Source organism: Cyclonatronum sp. (assembly GCF_022565315.1).
In the GTDB taxonomy this organism is placed as follows: domain Bacteria; phylum Bacteroidota; class Rhodothermia; order Balneolales; family Cyclonatronaceae; genus Cyclonatronum.
Genome location: NZ_JAIUMX010000024.1, coordinates 20,103 through 37,008 on the forward strand (window position 1 = coordinate 20,103; position 16,906 = coordinate 37,008).

Sequence of the window (16,906 nt, forward strand, 5' to 3'; positions counted from 1 at the left end):
TACCCAACCCGTGCCCGTTTTTTTGGTATCTTAAGCATCCGGGCAAAGCCAGACTAAAACCACGCCTCCCGGCATTTGTTCAAACTTTTTTAAACATTCAGACTGTCGTATGAAAAAACTCCTGGTTAATGTTGACCACGTTGCAACCCTTCGCAACGCCCGCTCAGAGGGCTACCCCGATCCGGTTGAAGCCGCCCGAATCTGTGAATCACACGGGGCTGCCGGCATCGTGTTTCACCTGCGTGAAGACCGCCGCCACATCAAAGATGCCGACGCCTGGGGCCTGAAAGAAGCCGTTACCGGCCTGCTCGATTTCGAGATGGGCGCCACCGACGAAATGCTGGATATCTGCTGCCGCATGAAGCCGCAGCTGTGCACTTTGGTACCCGAAAAGCGGGAAGAAATCACCACCGAAGGCGGCCTCAACATGCCCCTCATTATGGCCGACTACCGCAGCCGCGTGCTGCCGAAACTGGCCGAAGCCGGCGTACCCGTGAGCCTTTTTGTGGAACCCTCCATCCGCGATATGGAGCTCTGCGCCGAACTCGGCGTGCCCGTAGTTGAGCTGCACACCGGCACCTACGCCAACGCCTCCGATGCGGACAAGCCCCGCGAGCTGAAACGGCTGCGCGAAGCCGCCGAACGCGCCCACAGCCTCGGCATTAAGGTAAATGCCGGTCACGGTCTCGGGTTTGCGAACATCCGCCCGTTTCTGGAGGAAGTGCCGCACCTGGCCGAAATCAGCATTGGCCACGCCCTCATGGCCGACGCCATTATGCGCGGGCTGCCGACCTCCGTGAGCGAAATGGCCGCCCTCATCAACGAATACAACTAACCCAAAACCGGCAAGCCCTTGAGCGAACCTGAAGACATCACCCCCGGCCCCATACCCGAGCCGCCGAAAGGCTACAAATCGGGCTACGTTACCATCATGGGCAAGCCCAACGCGGGCAAGTCCACCTTTCTGAACGCGGTGCTGGGCACCAAGCTCTCCATCATTTCGCCCAAGGTGCAAACCACGCGCCACCGCATTACGGGCATCCACAGCGACGACCGCGGCCAAATCGTATTCCTCGACACCCCCGGTTTCCTGGAGCCCCGCTACAAGCTGCACGAAAAAATGATGCACGCGGTACGCCGCTCCGTAGAAGACGCCGACCTCATCCTGTTTATTCTCGATCCCGGCGATGTGCCCTCTGAAGAAGAGCTGGCCTGGTTCGCTTCCTACCGTAAAAAACCCGTGCTGCTGATGGTGAATAAAAGCGACCGCTTCAAGGAAGCGACCATCACCGCTGCGGCGGAACAAATGGCGCAGCAGCTTCATCTGCGTGATACGCGCATCATTTCCGCGCTTAATCTGGAGGGTGTACCTGAGCTGGTTGAGCAGATTTTCGCCCTGCTCCCCGAGGGACCCCCGTTTTTCCCGCCCGATCAGCTTAGCGAGCACCCCGAGCGCTTTTTCGTTTCGGAGCTCATCCGCGAGCAGCTCTTTCACCTGTACCGGGCCGAAATTCCCTACTCCTGCGCGGTCAACATTATCAGCTTTGAAGCCGAGCCGGAGATCACCCGCATCGATGCCGAAATTGTGGTGAGCCGCAACAGTCAGAAGGGTATCGTGATCGGCAAGGGCGGCACGGCCCTCAAAAAACTCGGCACCGAGGCCCGCAAGGAAATACAGCAGTTTCTCGGCACCAAAGTTTACCTCAATTTATTTGTGAAGGTGCGCGAAAAATGGCGCGAAAACGAGACCTTCCTCCGAAGCTACGGCTACAATTCCTGACCTTTCACTTTTGTTTTTTTGGTATGATGATGACTCCGAGCCCCCATCACCCTTCCGGCACGTCAAAAAACCTTCCCGCAAAAGCGCGCTTTTTTTTGTTTTTGGGGATGATGATGCTCCTGCTCATGCCCGCCGGCGCGGCCTTTGCTCAGGGCTACCTGATGCTGGCCGGAGGCGGCTCGGAAAGTGCCGCATCAGCAAGCTGGAGCAACGAACCCTACGGCTGGTTTGCTGAGCGGGCGGCGGAGGCGGGTGAAGGCCGAATCGTAGTGCTTTCCAACAGCGATACCTCCGTTTGGCTGCCGAACTATTTTTCGAACCTCGGGGCTGCGGAAGTGGTGAACCTCACCATCACCGGAAACAGCGAATCTCAGATTCTGGCTGCGCTCAGCGGTGCCGGCGGGGTTTTCATGAAGGGCGGCGATCAGCGGCATTACATCGATGCCTGGCGCGGAGGAGCCGTTGAAGCGGCCATCCGGGCTGTGTTTGAGGGCGGCGGCGTAATCGGCGGCACAAGCGCAGGCGCCATGGTTGCCGGCTCGTACTTCACGCGCGGCGGCACCACTTCCGCTCAGCTGCTGCGCAACCCCTGGGCGGGTCAGGACAGCATGCAGGAGAACTTCCTGAACCTGCTGCCAAACACCATCACCGATACGCACTACTTCGAGCGCGGGCGCCCCGGCCGGCTGATCAGCAAAATGGCGTTTATCGCCACCGAAATGGGCGCGCCCCAAATCACCGGTATCGGCATTGACGACAAAACCGCGGTGATGATTTTCCCGGACGGGCGTCTGCGGGTAAGCGGCACAGGCGGCGTACACGTGCTGCGCAGCACGCCCGAAACCGTATTCGATGCTCAGCCCAATCGCGATCTCGGCCTTACCGGCCTCGCGGCGCATCAGCTTACGCACGGCTTCGAAATCGACCTCGCCACCGGCGCGCTGCTCGCGCAGCCGGAGGATGCCGAAACCGTTGCCCCCTTCACACAAAGCGGCCCCGATGCCGTGATGCACTTCCGCCGCACGGCCTGGAACTCAGCCTACCTCAACGCCCGCGACGGCGACAGCCTGCGCATCCTGCTCGACAGCGGCGAAGTGAGCACCAATGCCCTCATCAATCACAGCGTGCCGGTTAGCACTGTGCCGTTTGAGGGCAGCCTCACCGGCGATCCGGCCTGGATTGAGAGCCTGTTCGCCGGCGACCGACTGTTCCTGAACATCAGCGCCGAAGAATGGCTTCAGCTGAGCAGCGAGCCGCTGTTTCGGGCGCAGCTCGACGGAAGCAGTACCGAGCTTGAGTTGCTCACCCGGCACCTGCCGGTTATGGGGGAAGGCTACGCCACAAACCTCGCGGCCAATGGTTTCATCGCCTACGACGGCCGCATGATTGTGCGGCCGGGTTCGGCCCTGCTGCCGGGCGTTGTGAGTGTTGACAGCACCTACACCAACACCACGCAAAATTTATTCGAAAACTTTGCAAGCGCCCCAGGCTGGCTCATGCACAGCTATCAGGCGCATATCGCGCTGAGCGGCACCCTCTACACGCAGCTGAGCTACGACCGCGGCGTGATGCGTTTCGACAACACACAGGTCTCTACAATAATTATGGATGCACGCGAGGGCTACGTTACGGCCGCGAGCCCGTTTATCGCCTCCGGCTCAAGCAACCACACACGGAACTCCGCCGCGGTGAGCCACGCGGTGATAAGCGTAGTGCCTGCAGGCGGTTCCTATCAGCTCTACGGCTCCGACCCGGTAAGCCTTCCCCCTGCACCTGAAGAAATCCCCGCTTCTTTTCTGATTGAGCGCATCTACCCGAATCCCTTCAATCCCGTAACAACGGTTGTGCTGCATTCGCAGCAAAGTGCCGATGCCCGGATCGAGGTCTTCAACATGGCGGGTCAGCGGGTGTACGCCGCAGGACTCCGGCTTCAGCCGGGCGCTACGCAGCATCAGCTGAACCTCAGCAGCCAAAGCAGCGGCATTTACCTTGTGCGTGTACACGCTGCGGGGCAGACACAGCAGGCCCGGATTACGCTGATCAAGTAATTCGTCAGCGTAAATCCGGTCTCAGGCTGCTGTGAAGAATCTGTTTATTCTGCCTGTTTAATGTGGCGCTCAAAAAAGTTATAGATACGCAGGTACTGATCGTGCCAGGCTTCCGGGTTTTGGTAGGCATGCCGCTCGGCAGGGTACATCATCATATCAAAATTCGTGTTCCCGCTTTCGATGAGCACGTTGATGTACTGTGCCGCATCCTGAAACCCCACATTATCATCGATGAGGCCGTGAAGGATAATGACCGGCCTTGTGAGGCTGTCCGCATAGGTGATGGGTGAGCTTCGGTCGTAATGCTCGGGGTTCTCCTCCGGGGTGCCGAGGCGCGGACGCGTGTAGCCGGGGTTGGCATGGTAGTAATTCCGCCAGTTGGTAACCGCGCGCAGGGCTGCCGCAGCGTGAAAGCGTTCGGGCGCGTGGGTTACGGCATAAAGCGCCATGAAACCGCCATAGCTGCCGCCGTAAATCCCGACCCGGTCGAGGTCGAGGTAGCCGTAGGTTTCATCGAGATAATCGAGCCCGTCAATCACGTCGTTGAGCTCGAATTTGCCCATCCAGTTGGTAACGTCTTCGCGGAACTTGCGGCCGTAACCGGTACTGTGCCGGAAATCGACTTCTACCACCACGTAGCCGGAACGGTTCAGCAGCTGATGGAACATGTACTCGCGCGGATAGCTGCGCGACCAGCCCTGAAACACATTTTGCAGGGAACCCGCACCGTGCACGAACACCACGACGGGATATTTTTGGGTCGGATCGAAATTATGGGGCTTGAGCACATCCATCGAAATCAGCTCGTTGTCGCGGTTGGGGATGCGGTAGTAGTCCGGCACCTGCCACGAAATTTCGTTGAAACGCTCCGGCACGGTTTGCGTGAGCTGTACCTCATCATCGGGGCGGCGGATATCGATCAGGTGAATTTCAGCCGGTTTGTTCCAGCTTGTTTTCAGGTAGGCGATGTAGCGCTGATCGGGGCTCACCTGCCATCCCCAGCGAAATGCCGGTGTGCGTGTTAAGCGGGTACGGTTGCGGGTGTTGATGTTCACGGTGTACAAATTCCGCAGTCCGGGATCCTGCTGAGTAGATGAAAACGCGAGGGTGTTAACGCCGATCCAGTCAACCCAGTCCACTTCGAAATCGCCGCTTGTGATCTGGCTGAGCCGGCTTCCGTTCCCGCGGGACACATAGATGTGGCTGAAACCACTTTGCTCGGAAGTAAAAAACAGCATATCGCCTTCCGGCGCGAAAGCCAGCCTGAGCAACGGGCTGTAAATCCAGCCTTCGGTTGTTTCCTGATGAATGGTTGTGCTTGCGCCTCCCTCAACTCCAAAATCGTAGGATACAATGGTCCGCTCTTTCATGTCATGATCGGTAACATCATACACAAAATAGCGCCCTCCCGGCGAAACAGCGGTGTTGAGTATATAAGCTTCGGCTTCGTAAATCTGCGTGATTTCATTATCCCGCAGGTTCACGGCTGAAAGGGTGACCTTAGGCTGCCCGCGACGCGAGCCGCCCGGCAGCACAAACTCCGGTACATATTCCGGAAAGAAAACCTCGCGGTAGTGCGAAGTATCGGTTTGCTGCACCACAATTACGCTGTCGCCCGCTGCCCAGCCCCTGATGAAGAAACCGGGTGCACTACCTGCCCGGCTTGTGTGCTGCGCTACTTCGCCGTTTTCGATGTGGATCGTCCACACATCGCCGGCGTTGGTGAAGGCGAGGCTGCGGCTATCGGCCGACCAGTGCGGCCTGCCGCCAACGCCACGGGCAGAGAAAACCGCGCGGGGCGCTGAGCCGTCCAGGCCCGCCACAAACAGGCTGCGGTCTTTTGTGTAGGCAATAAGCTGCCGGTTTGGCGATACCGCGCTGTTAGCAACGTGGGTGAGGTCATCATCAACCCGCTCCACCAGCGAGCCCGACAGATCTACACGATACTGACTTGTAGCAGCGTAGCTCGAATCATTCCAGCTGAAATGAACATGGTTGCCGATCGGGCTGAAACCAGAAAGGCCGGGCCTTACACCGGGCAGAAAAGGTTCGGCGAAAATAGTGCGCAGCTGAAGGGTGTCGAGGCCGGCATAGGCGGGCGTTTGCTGGGCATGTGCCGGTTTGGGATAGGCAACGACTGCAAAAAGGCAGATGAGCAGAAGGCCGGTAAAGCGAACTAAACCGTTTTGTTTCATAAGAGGGAGGCTTGTGAGTAAAGGGGATTGAAAAACAACGGCGGCAAACACAGCTGACGCCTGAAAATCACAGCCTTCAAAATAACAGATTCAAAAGGATTTTTTCACCCGCTTATTACCTAAACAAACCGCACCGGCAGCAAGCACCGGAAACGGGTGCGCAGCTGCCTGCAGCATGCCCTTCGCCCACCAATTTCAAGCCTGCAAACAGGCATACAAGTTTAAACTACTTAGGCCCTGTTTTCGCCGGTTTGTTGGTGCACCCTATGCCCTTATATTTGCGCATCTCAACTGAAAACCCACTTTTTGACTCTATTTGATACGATTATGGAATTACGTGTGACCTCAGAAACCGGCCTGCTTCAGGGCGTGATTACCCACACCCCGGGGCCTGAAGTCTCGCTGGTATCTCCCGAAACCAAAGACCAGCTGCTCTTCGACGACATCATCTACGAGCACGACGCCCGCAACGAACATCTCGATATGCTTCAGGTGATGCGCACCGCGCTGCCTGACCTCAAAATTATTGAAGTGCGTAACCTCATCACCGAAACGCTTGAAAACCCGGATGCCCGCGCCTACCTTGCCGACAGCCTCGTTCGCAATCAGAAAGACGGCAACCTCGCCCCCATCCGCAGTCAGCTTGCCGAGCTGAATGCGGCCGAACTCACTGCCTTCACTATTGAAGGCAGTACGCCATCCATCCCCTCTGTTGAGCTGCTGCCCACCCCCAACCTGCTGTTCACCCGCGACCTTGCAGCCGTTGTGAACGACGTGATTGTGGTCTCGAAAGCAGCCAAAACCGCACGTATCCGCGAATCCCTGATGATGGATACCGTGGTGACCTTCCACCCGATGTATGAGCAAATCCGCAAAAACGCGATTTTCATTTCGGGGGAAGACAGCATCGAAGGCGGCGACATCCTCGTGGTTCGCGACGACCTCGTACTGATCGGCATGAGCGAGCGCACGACCTTCAGCGGGCTCATGCATGCCGCGCAGCAGCTCATGGAAAAGGGCATCAAACAGGTGCTCATCATCGATATCCCCAAGAAACGCTCCTCGATGCACCTCGATACGATCTTCACCTTCAGCAACTACAACGAGTGCGTTGTGTTTCCGCCGGCCATCATCGACCGTAAGGACAATGTGGTTTCTTTGGTGAAATCGAACGGTTCCATCATCACAGAGCTTAAACCTAACCTGAAGCACGCGCTGGAAGAAGCCCTCGGGCATGAGGTCACTTTCATCAAGTGCGGCGGCGACGACCCTACAGCGCAGCAGCGTGAGCAGTGGAGCGACGGTGCCAATACCTTCGCACTTGCGCCCGGCGTTATTATCGGATACGAGCGCAACGTGAATACTTTCCGCGAAATGGAAAAGTACGGCTACAGAATTGTTGCCGGTAAAGACTTCGTTAAAAACTACAGCGACGGTTCATTTGACATTTCCACATGCGGGAAAATGGTTATAACTTTTGAAGGCCACGAACTGTGCCGGGGTCGCGGTGGCGCCCGGTGTATGACGCAGCCGTTTTCACGGGCGGTTGTTTAACATTTTAGCACGCAAAAAGCAGGATTTTTGAGCAAACCCGACGATAAAGATGTGGTGTACGTTGACCTCACAGAGGGCATCACACAACCGGAAAACGAAGAAACCGGCAAAAAAGCCATCATCAGACACAGCCTGCTTTTTGTAGCCACCTTTATTTCGGTGGCGAGCATGGGAGGCCTGTTTTTCGTAGGCCATACCGCGCGGGCCGAAAGCATCAGCGATCTGATTCTCTGGGAAGGCGTTTTGTTCGCCTTCCTGCTGCTGCTTTTCCTTGGCGTGCATGAGTTCGGACACTACTTCGCGGCCCGGTATCACCGGGTGAAGGCAAGCCTGCCGTACTTCATACCGCTGCCGCTCATTTCGCCCATCGGAACCCTCGGTGCTGTCATCAAGATCAAGGAGCAGATCAACGATACTATTAAGCTGTACGATATCGGTATTGCGGGTCCGCTGGCCGGTTTTGTGGTGGCACTGGGCATTCTGCTGTACGGCTTCGCAACCCTGCCCGAGCCGGATTTCCTGGCCAATTTCGAGATGCACGATGAAGTTGTGGCCTATGTGCAGCAGCACGGCAGCTTCCCTGACGACCCCCTCGCGCCGGAAGGCTCCGAAATTATCATGTTCGGCGAAACGCTGCTGTACAGCTTTCTCGCCTCCTTTTTCGATAACGCCCCGCCCATGTGGGAAATGTATCACTACCCCTTCCTGCTGGCCGGCTGGCTCGGCCTTTTTTTCACCGCCCTCAACCTGATGCCCGTAGGTCAGCTCGACGGCGGGCACATCCTGTATTCGCTTATCGGCTACCGGAAGCATCAGAAAGTTGCGCGGCTGTTTTTCGGAGCGGTGATTACCATGGCCGGGTTTGCAGCACTCCCGCTGCTGAATCAGCTCGCCGGGCTGTGGCTGCCCGAGCATCTTAACCTCGGCTGGTTCCTGTGGGCGATGCTTTCTTTCCTGCTCATCAGGAAAGCCTACTACCGCGATCCCGTATGGAGCCTGAGCATCTGGAGTGTTTCCCTGCTGATCTCCTCATTCGTTTTTTATTTCACACAGGGCACCAATTTTGGTTCCGGCTTCGGTGTATGGATTATGTTCACGCTGTTTATCGTATATTTCGTGAAGATTGAACATCCCCCCGTTTATTTCGAAAAACCCCTGGGTCGCGGCCGCCGCATCCTCGGCTGGCTTACCATGCTGATCTTTATTTTGTGCATCAGCCCCACGCCAATTTATGTTCTGTAGAGCCGCTGTACGTACATACAACCGGCACTTTTAATCGCGCTTCACTGTTCGCATGTAACTTCTCAAACTTTCATCTAACCTGATTACACTGCTTCTATGCTTCAACCAAGTAAGCTGACCAAAGTATTTGCTACCCTAATTTTTTTACTGACTATAATGAGCGCCTGCTCCGATGCCGGCTCGCAAAACCAGCCGGATGCTGCCGGGCAAAATGCTGTGCCCGATGGGCCTTTGGTGATGCAGGTTCAGTTCCTGGTGGATGAGGACCGCTACGAAGAAGCCCTCGGCAAATTGCGGCAGGAAGATGCAGCCGATCCGGAAATCATGGTGTTGCTCCGCGACACACACCTGCACTTCGGCACCTGGCTGATGTACCACGCCGAAACCATCCACATGACCGAGCGCATGCCCATGGCGCTTTCGCACTTCCGCAGGGTACTCGAGCTCGACCCGCAAAACCGGCAGGCACAGGCGAACATCCGGCAGATTGAGGACATCTACCGCTCGATGAACCGCGACATCCCTCAGGGGGTGGCTGAATAAGCCGGTTCATCGCGCATAGCCGGCGCGCTTTCACATATGCCGGCTGCCCCTTTAAGGCATTTCTGAAAGCCGGACACAAGTCCGGCTTTTTGTTTTATATTTGAGGTTCCGCTTTTGCGGTGTTCCGGAAGCAACGCGCATCACCAAAAGCCCCAACAAACAGCAATTCCAGAGAGAAAAGGCCATGGCCGAACAAAAAAAGACTGTCCCGACGCTTAAAAACAAGAAAGCGTTTTTTGAATTCAACATTGAGAAAACCTTCGAAGCCGGTATTGTGCTGCAGGGCACCGAGGTTAAATCGCTGCGGGCGGGGCATGCGAGCTTCACCGATTCATTTGCCTACATTCATCACGGGGAAGTCTGGCTGAAGGAGTTTTACATCAAGGAATTCGATCAGGGGAGCTACAACAATCATGATACCCGCCGCGAGCGAAAGCTGCTGCTTAACCGGGACGAAATCCGCAAGATTGATACCGCCCTCAGGCAAAAAGGCTACACCCTTGTGCCGCTGAAGGTTTATTTCAAAAAGGGAAAGGCCAAAGTCGAAATCGGGCTGGCGAAGGGGAAGAAGATGTTCGACAAACGGGCTTCCATTGCCGAAAAAGATGTGAAGCGGGAAACCGAGCGGCAGATCAAGCAGCACCTTTAAACCGCATACATACAGCCTGCGGCATCAGTACCGTTCGAAAAACCGACGATTAAGGTCAGCTCAGCTACCCGGGCATTAAACGGAACCCTTTAAAAAGCCTCAGGGTGAAGCAGACGATTGGCTTTATCTGAAATATCCCGGATGATGTCATCCAGTTCTTGAGCCGATTGAACAATTCCGTCCAGCATCTCTTTTTGAGAAATGATTTGAAAATCGGCTGTTTCGATTGCATCGGCCAGGCACATCAGCCTTGAGACAGGTCCCCGAACCACGTGCGACTGCTCCCAGGCTATTTGCCGGAGCACCCTGTTTTGCTCTTCTATAGCCCTGCGGTTATTTTTGCGTTCGGTAATGTCGGAGAAAATAACAAGCAGTGCAGGTGTTTCTACGGAAGGAAGAAAAGCAGCGGTAATTTCAGCATCAATGAAGCTGCCGTCGTTCTTTATCAGGCGCAGTTCATGCGGAAACTTCACCGGCTTTCCGTTAATCATATCAATAATTTTCAGGCTGCCCAAGAGGTAATCATCCGGGTGTACCAGTTCTTTTACATATTTACCCACAACATCTGCCATCCTGCCGGCGCCAAGCAAAACGAGACCCGACGGGTTGATGTAATCGATCTTCATATCCGTAATTACAACCATACCGTTGGGAGCTGCCTGCAAAATATTCATATAACGCTGCTCATTTGCCCGGCTGAGACGTTCGAGACGCTTCTGCGCATCAATATCCTGGAAGGTGCCGTACAGCCGCACGCACTCTCCGTTTTCAAAGGCTGTGGTACCGATTGCCCTTATCCATTTTTCGGTTCCGTCGCCGTCTGTAATCTGCAGTTCCAGATCGTAAGGTTTCCCTTGTAAGATAGCTTCAGAAGCAGCAGCTTCAATCTTATTGCGATGTTCGGGTTTAGTGAAAAACGAAAAAGCCGCCGCAATATCCGGTTGATAATTTTCGGGCATTGCATGAATTTTTTTGGTCATACGGGTCCAAAACAAACGCTCTTCCTTCGGAAAATACTCAAAGCCGCCCACGCGCGAAACTTCACTGATTTGCTCAAGCTGTTCCTTTTGCTTTAGCAGCACCTTCTCATTTTGTTTTAATTCGGTGATATCTGCCGCCGAACCGATTATGAAAACAATACGCCCGTTAATCCGCACCGGCTTAAGTGCTGTAAGCCAGTTTTTTCGGCCGGCTGGCAGCTCAAGCTCCTCTTCGTAAATCAAGGTATCCCCTTTTCGGATACACTTTTGGTAGTTTTTTGATATTTCGGAACCGAATGATTCGCCGAATACTTCCTCAGGGCTTTTATTCCAGAGCACTTCAGGGGTAAGGCCTGTAGTTTCGACATGCGTTTTGTTCGTTCTCATGTAAACAAACCGGCCTTCATTTTCCACACTTATCAGGAAAATGGCAAGGTGATTACTATCAAACAGAACCTCATACTCCGCAAGCAGGTTATCCCGCTCAATTTCTGCTTTAATCCGGCTGCTGATATCTCTAACGAGCATCATCACCCGGTTTTCATCAAATTTCACGCAGCGGCTTTCGAAGTAATATACTTCGCCCTTTAAAGTAAAGGTGTACTCAGCGGCTGATGCCGTATTGCCTTCAAGAGCACCCTTGATAAGCTTAAAAAGTAAAGCGGTTGTATCTGCCGGCATCATTTCAGAAAGCCTGCGACCGAGCACTTCACTTTCGGGCAGCAGGAGGTTTTGCGTTGAGCCCCTTACATCGAGACACCTTCCCTGCCCGTCAAAAAGGAAAACGAGATCGGGAAGTGAACTCACGAGGGTTTCTGAAAATCGTTTCTCCTCCTGAAGGGCGGTCTCATAACTTGTATAGTCGGGCAAACAAGAACGATCAGCGGCTGAGTGTGCCGTAATATGCCCGGGCCCGAGGGGAGCTTCTTTAGATCCGGAGTTTGCTTGCGCTAAAGAACCTTCAGCTAAACCGGTTCCCAACGCTAAAATTTTACTTCCTTCCGCTCCCCTCGCTGGGAGTTTTGAAAACTCCCAGGAGAAACTTTCTGTGAAGCTGCCACCCGTATGCACAGCCCTAAGCTGAACAGCTACTGTAGCAACTTCAGTTTCGAGGCATTGTTTTACCGCGTTTTCATAAAGCGGCTTATCCTGCGGGCTGACAAATTCCGGGAAATACCGCTTTGAAACACCTTTATCGCTTACGCCAAATGCGCTGTTAAACAAAGCGTTGGTTTGCAGCAGTTTTCCGTTTGCCTGAAAAACTACCGCAACTATAGTACGGGAGTTAAATATATATGCTGGCAAATAAAGGTTTTCCGGTACATTAACCATATATATTCCCGATGAAAGTTTAATCAAGGTTCGGGGCTAACCGGTTATCAAACAATAATTGTGAAACCAACACTTCAAGAAGAGCCTGCCTGCAACTTACATCAACAGGTGAGAAAGCTTAGGATGCTGCCTTATCTCTTCTATATCCTGTTTTTTTAGGGCTTTGATTACCATATGAAGCACTTCGGGATAGTCATCTACTTTCAGGCGGTCGGGGATATCAACTGAGGAAGTTACAATGATGACGTGGGTACGTTCAATCTTGTTTTCATCCCTCAGGATTTCGATAAACTCCCAGCCATCCATCTCAGGCATGTAGATATCGAGCAGAACTATGAAATCTTTTCCGCTATCGTAGTTAGCCCGAATGTATTGCAGCGCATCCGGACCGTTGGTAAAAGACTTCGGGCTTGCACAAAGTTTATTTCTAATTAATGATGCTTCATGCAGCATCAGAACTATTCTGTCGTCATCAACCAATAGAAATTCGGTCTCTTTTTTATCCATTATCTTCGCTTGTTAGGTATTGAAATACTGCTATCAGAAAATAGTGTTTTAAAGCTTAAAATAAGCAGCTGTTTGCAAAAAACAGCTTAAAATAAAATTATCATCATTCCGCCTTTGGCAGAATTTTTCAACTCACAAACTGCGGCTGAATTCTGAGATATTACAGGGTAGTTTCACGGTAAAAACCGATCCGTTTCCCGGGCTTGACTTAACTGAAAGTGAGCCCTTGTGCAAATCTACTATTTCTTTGCATAAAATAAGGCCAAGTCCGGCACTTTGCTCACCGTTTGTACCGCTTCTGTTGTACCGGGTACCGGGCTCAAAAAGCATCGGTATTTGGTCCTCATCAATGCCAACGCCCTTATCCTGAACTTCGATTACAGCTGAGCTTCCGTCGTCTGTGAGATCTAACCTCAAACTTACTGTTTGGTTCGGATAGCTGAATTTAACAGCATTACTGAGCAGATTTCTGAGCAGGGTTTGCAAGTATTGTTTATCCGCAACAACCTGAATCTGCTGACCGGCTTCAAGATGTATTGCTATTTCTTTCTGTGCGGCAACTTCCCTGAAGAAACTTCTGGTTTCCTCCACCATCTCATTGAGGTTAAGTAAAGCGGCATTAAATGCGACGCCTTCTCGCTGCATACGGGCCCAGTCAACGAGGTTAAGCAGCAGGCTCATCGATTTTTGTGCTGCCTTCTGTATAATTGAAGCAAACTTCAGGGCGGAATCAAAACTTCCTTCCGAAAGGTCTTCATGCAGCAGGTCTGCAAAGCCCTGAATACTCGAAATTGGGGTACGCAAATCATGGCCGATGATTGACAGCAGCTTCAGCTTTTGCTGGTTCAGAACTTCAAGGTCTCTGTTTGCCTTCTTGAGGGTTTCTTCCAGCTTGTGGTGCTGCGTTAAATCAACCAACGATAAAATAAACAAATCCCCAAGTGCGATTGTGCTAAGCTCAAGGTACAGGCTGCTGCCATCGGCACGACGAAAAGTGCTGATGTAGATTTTTGAGCAGCCCGTGTGGCTGCGGGCCTCCTGTTTCAAAACAGCCCAATTCTCCATTGGTTCACCCTCCTTCTCACCGCCCGTTTTTTTCCAAAAAGCAGCCATATCCGAAAGAACATCCGGGTTATACCCGGTAAGTTGTGAGCAGTGGTTGTTCATGTACACAATTCTGTCTTCATCATCCGCAATTAGGAACCCTACGGGCGCATTTCGCACAAGGGTTCTGAACTTGGCCTCGCTGATACTTAGGGCATGCTCTTTGCGCTTTTGGGCATCAATATTCGTAACCGTAATCTTGTAAACCTTAAGGGCATCTGCGTCTGAGTCGGTGAGCACTGTTGCCGAAGCTGAAAGCATCACAAAGGGTTGCTCATACTTACCGTTCAACCTCAAATCGATACTTTGAGCAGGCTGCTGATCTGCTTTTTTTCCCCTGAAAAGGCGATAAACAAACAAATAAAACTGATCCTGGAAATCGGGATGGATATAATCCGTGATGGTATTATGTGCCAGCTCAGCTTTTGAGTAGCCGCAAAGATCACAAAAAGCCTTATTGACATCCAAAATTTCCCGTTCATCCGAAATTATCACATAGCCAACAGGTGCCTGATAAAAGAGTTCGGCATATTTTTTTTCTGAACGGGTGATGGCCTCCTGTGCACGAACCAGCTCCTTGTTTTGAAACTCAAGTTCCTGATGATAAATGGAAATAGTTTCAAGAATATGATCGATTGGCTTATTCCGGAGTTCTTCCAGATTAAGGCCCTTCATAAAACTGACGTTTTCAATTAGCTGTGTTAGTTCCTGTTTTGAATATTCTTTCATTGTTCAACCTCTGTTCTGGAAAAGACAAGCAACCCGCCATGACTGAGTTGACCGTCGTTAAATGTCATAAAACTTATCTTTCCTTCAAAAACAAGCTTGTCTTTATAATATACACTGCTGTTTTCTATTTCGCCGGTTGCCCCGCCGGAAGTCAGAAAAGCCTTAATACTATCGTACTTTCCTCCCAAACCGAACTTCCAGTCAGGATGGGTGAGTACCGACATTACTACATCTTCTGCCATAGCTGAAAAGAGCTTGTTTTGCTGAATAACAGTGAAATCCTGGTCTATAATTAAAGCCGGCGCGCCGAGCGAGTTTAACACTCCCGCTATGGCCAGGCTATAAATTTTCCGCTGGTTCTTTAATTCCTGAAGCCCGGAGATATTTGAAAAAACACCGTCAACCACCGGTTTTGCAGTTTTATCTTCCCTTACAGCAGATTTGAGGCCTGCACTCAGCCGTAGCCAGATATAATGCCCCTGCGCATGCTTAATCCGGAATATTTCTTCCCACTTCTGGTTTTTTCCGGAAAGCATACGCTGTTTTTCATTCTGGAAATCGGGTAAATCCGAAGGGTGCAGCTGCTGCCCGAATGCACTTAAAGTAGCAGGGAATGCATCTCTGGGGTAGCCCAGCATTTGGGGAAGCGGATCATCGGCCTTAAATTCGTCTGTATCCGGGTTCCAGCTCCAGCATGACATCTGCCCGAGCTCCAGGGCACGTGTGAGCTTTCCGGCCACATCCCTGTAGCGGGCCTGTTCTTCCTTTACACGCGTGATTTCCACGAAGGTAAGTAAAATGCCTTCAACTGCGTTGTTTTGCGTACGGTAAGGCCGGGTCCTTACCAAAAACACCCGCTTATCGAGCGCCTGAATTTCGCGGTCACGCGCCTGCAGGGTTTCTGCTACGAAGTTGATGTCGTCGAGCATATCCGGGTAAATATTCATCACCGAAATGTGCGACATGGGCCGCCCGATATCGGTCGGCAGAATATGCGTAATTTCAGCAACAAGCGGGGTAAGCTTACGGATGCAGAGCTTGGTATCCAGGTAAAGCGCTCCGATTTCGGTGTTTTTGAGCAGGTTATTGATGTCGTTATTGGTTTTGGTGAGCTCATCAATTTTGCTCTGATACTCGTAATTTACAGTGAAGAGCTCCTCATTTACCGACTGCAGTTCTTCGTTAGTGCTCTGCAGCTCTTCGTTAGAGGCAATCAGTTCTTCATTGCTCGATTGGAGTTCTTCGTTTGAGGTTTCCAACTCCTCTACAGTAGCCTGCAGGTTTTCTTTCACCTGCTTAAGTTCATTTTGAAGATCGAGCGCGTCTGCTCTCGCGGACAAACGGCTTGCTTTTCCGGCATCGTTGCGACCTGCTGCTTCATTCACACTTCCTGAAGCGGTCTTATCTTTTTCCTGATGTTTCAGCTTAAAAGAAATGACGGCATACTGAACATCTGAAATATCAACCAACCTGCCCTCAAGCAGTACAACATCCGCTTCAAAACCAGGTATATCAGTGAGTTCTTCGCTGAGCACAAGGCCTTCCCCGTGTTTGCGCATGCGATGCAGCAGCGTTGTTATCACAACTGCGAAATCAGGGTTGAGGTTATTAAACAGATTATTTGAAAACCGCCCGGACCTGAAAGAAATAAATCTGCTCACATTATTTATGATGTGAACAATCTGATCATTACTGTCAACGATTATCGAAGCCGGTGCCAGCAGCTCCAGCAGCTTTTCCGTAACCTTATCCATCCTGAACAGGTCGCCGTTGCGCCTCGGGCCTGCTTTCGCAGCGGGCTTATCGCTTTGCATGTAAGTCGGCCGGCTGATACTCTGCATGATGGGTGGGCGGTACCCGTTGCGCACCTTGTAAATTTTCCATTTGGAATCGATAGTATCGTAGCCCTCATGCATGCTGCCGAGTGTTTCGCTGCTGCCCAGAAACAAATATCCTCCGGGGCTGAGGCTGTAAAAAAAGGACGACAGCAAACGGTGCTGCATTTCCGGTTTTATGTATATGAACAGGTTACGGCAGATAAGCAGATCGAGCTTGGAAAACGGCGGATCTTTAAGCAGGTTATGGGTAGCAAAAACAATGGTTTTTCTTATGCTCTCATTCACCTGAAAACCGCTGTCGTGGCGGTGAAAGTACTTGAGCAGCAGCTCGGGGTCCAGATCTGTAACAATGCTGTCAGGATAGTAGCCGGTGCCTGCCTGTTCAAGTGCGGTGCGGTCCACATC

The 16,906-nt window shown here is 52.3% G+C and carries 12 protein-coding genes; 7 read left to right on the forward strand and 5 right to left on the reverse strand.

Translation table 11 applies throughout. The annotated features are described in order from the left end of the window. Window positions 1-109 precede the first annotated feature (109 nt). The 3 genes from LAT75_RS06080 to LAT75_RS06090 all read left to right on the forward strand — a co-directional run bounded on the left by LAT75_RS06080 (window position 110) and on the right by LAT75_RS06090 (window position 3,828). Window positions 110-835, forward strand: a complete 726-nt coding sequence (locus LAT75_RS06080; RefSeq protein WP_291481744.1) for a pyridoxine 5'-phosphate synthase — start codon at window positions 110-112, stop codon at window positions 833-835. 18 nt (window positions 836-853) lie between these two features. Then, entirely contained in the window at window positions 854-1,780 is a 927-nt protein-coding gene (gene era, locus LAT75_RS06085; RefSeq protein ID WP_291481745.1) for a GTPase Era, read from the forward strand. Between the two features lie 107 nt (window positions 1,781-1,887). After that, complete coding sequence (locus LAT75_RS06090; RefSeq protein ID WP_291481746.1) at window positions 1,888-3,828, forward strand: Type 1 glutamine amidotransferase-like domain-containing protein; 1,941 nt, start codon at window positions 1,888-1,890, stop codon at window positions 3,826-3,828. 44 nt (window positions 3,829-3,872) lie between these two features. Here LAT75_RS06090 and LAT75_RS06095 read toward each other — a convergent pair whose 3' ends face one another. Further along, on the reverse strand, window positions 3,873-6,023 hold the full coding sequence (locus tag LAT75_RS06095; RefSeq protein WP_291481747.1) for a S9 family peptidase: 2,151 nt from the start codon (window positions 6,021-6,023) through the stop codon (window positions 3,873-3,875). A gap of 327 nt (window positions 6,024-6,350) precedes the next feature. Between LAT75_RS06095 and LAT75_RS06100 the strand changes: the two genes are divergently transcribed. The 4 genes from LAT75_RS06100 (at window position 6,351) to smpB (ending at window position 10,011) form a co-directional block, all read left to right on the forward strand. Then, complete coding sequence (locus LAT75_RS06100) at window positions 6,351-7,577, forward strand: arginine deiminase family protein (RefSeq protein ID WP_291481748.1); 1,227 nt, start codon at window positions 6,351-6,353, stop codon at window positions 7,575-7,577. A 27-nt stretch (window positions 7,578-7,604) separates the two neighbouring features. Further along, a complete protein-coding gene (locus LAT75_RS06105) occupies window positions 7,605-8,819 on the forward strand; it encodes a site-2 protease family protein (RefSeq protein WP_291481749.1) in 1,215 nt (404 codons plus the stop codon). A 156-nt stretch (window positions 8,820-8,975) separates the two neighbouring features. After that, window positions 8,976-9,362 (forward strand): hypothetical protein, encoded by a 387-nt coding sequence (locus LAT75_RS06110; protein WP_291481750.1) that lies wholly within the window; start codon window positions 8,976-8,978, stop codon window positions 9,360-9,362. A gap of 184 nt (window positions 9,363-9,546) precedes the next feature. Further along, the gene (gene smpB, locus LAT75_RS06115) at window positions 9,547-10,011 is read left to right on the forward strand and encodes an SsrA-binding protein SmpB (protein ID WP_291481751.1); all 465 of its coding nucleotides are present in this window, start codon (window positions 9,547-9,549) and stop codon (window positions 10,009-10,011) included. 89 nt (window positions 10,012-10,100) lie between these two features. Here smpB and LAT75_RS06120 read toward each other — a convergent pair whose 3' ends face one another. From LAT75_RS06120 to LAT75_RS06135, 4 genes are all read right to left on the reverse strand, one after another. Continuing rightward, window positions 10,101-11,861 (reverse strand): PAS domain S-box protein, encoded by a 1,761-nt coding sequence (locus LAT75_RS06120; protein WP_291481752.1) that lies wholly within the window; start codon window positions 11,859-11,861, stop codon window positions 10,101-10,103. Window positions 11,862-12,419: 558 nt separating this feature from the next. Next, window positions 12,420-12,830: a response regulator gene (locus tag LAT75_RS06125; RefSeq protein ID WP_291481753.1), complete on the reverse strand. Its 411-nt coding sequence runs from the start codon at window positions 12,828-12,830 to the stop codon at window positions 12,420-12,422. A gap of 132 nt (window positions 12,831-12,962) precedes the next feature. After that, on the reverse strand, window positions 12,963-14,663 hold the full coding sequence (locus LAT75_RS06130; RefSeq protein WP_291481754.1) for a PAS domain-containing sensor histidine kinase: 1,701 nt from the start codon (window positions 14,661-14,663) through the stop codon (window positions 12,963-12,965). Continuing rightward, window positions 14,660-16,906, reverse strand: a 2,247-nt coding sequence (locus LAT75_RS06135; RefSeq protein WP_291481755.1) for a CheR family methyltransferase, incomplete at its 5' end; no start/stop codon positions are given. The genes LAT75_RS06135 and LAT75_RS06130, both read right to left, overlap by 4 nt.

Excerpts from the sequence above, each read along its gene's own strand:
- LAT75_RS06080 (WP_291481744.1), top strand. The coding sequence starts at position 110 with ATGAAAAAACTCCTGGTTAATGTTGACCACGTTGCAACCCTTCGCAAC.
- LAT75_RS06090 (WP_291481746.1), top strand. The coding sequence starts at position 1,888 with ATGATGATGCTCCTGCTCATGCCCGCCGGCGCGGCCTTTGCTCAGGGC.
- LAT75_RS06095 (WP_291481747.1), bottom strand. The coding sequence starts at position 6,023 with ATGAAACAAAACGGTTTAGTTCGCTTTACCGGCCTTCTGCTCATCTGC.
- LAT75_RS06100 (WP_291481748.1), top strand. The coding sequence starts at position 6,351 with ATGGAATTACGTGTGACCTCAGAAACCGGCCTGCTTCAGGGCGTGATT.
- LAT75_RS06110 (WP_291481750.1), top strand. The coding sequence starts at position 8,976 with ATGAGCGCCTGCTCCGATGCCGGCTCGCAAAACCAGCCGGATGCTGCC.
- smpB (WP_291481751.1), top strand. The coding sequence starts at position 9,547 with ATGGCCGAACAAAAAAAGACTGTCCCGACGCTTAAAAACAAGAAAGCG.
- LAT75_RS06125 (WP_291481753.1), bottom strand. The coding sequence starts at position 12,830 with ATGGATAAAAAAGAGACCGAATTTCTATTGGTTGATGACGACAGAATA.
- LAT75_RS06130 (WP_291481754.1), bottom strand. The coding sequence starts at position 14,663 with ATGAAAGAATATTCAAAACAGGAACTAACACAGCTAATTGAAAACGTC.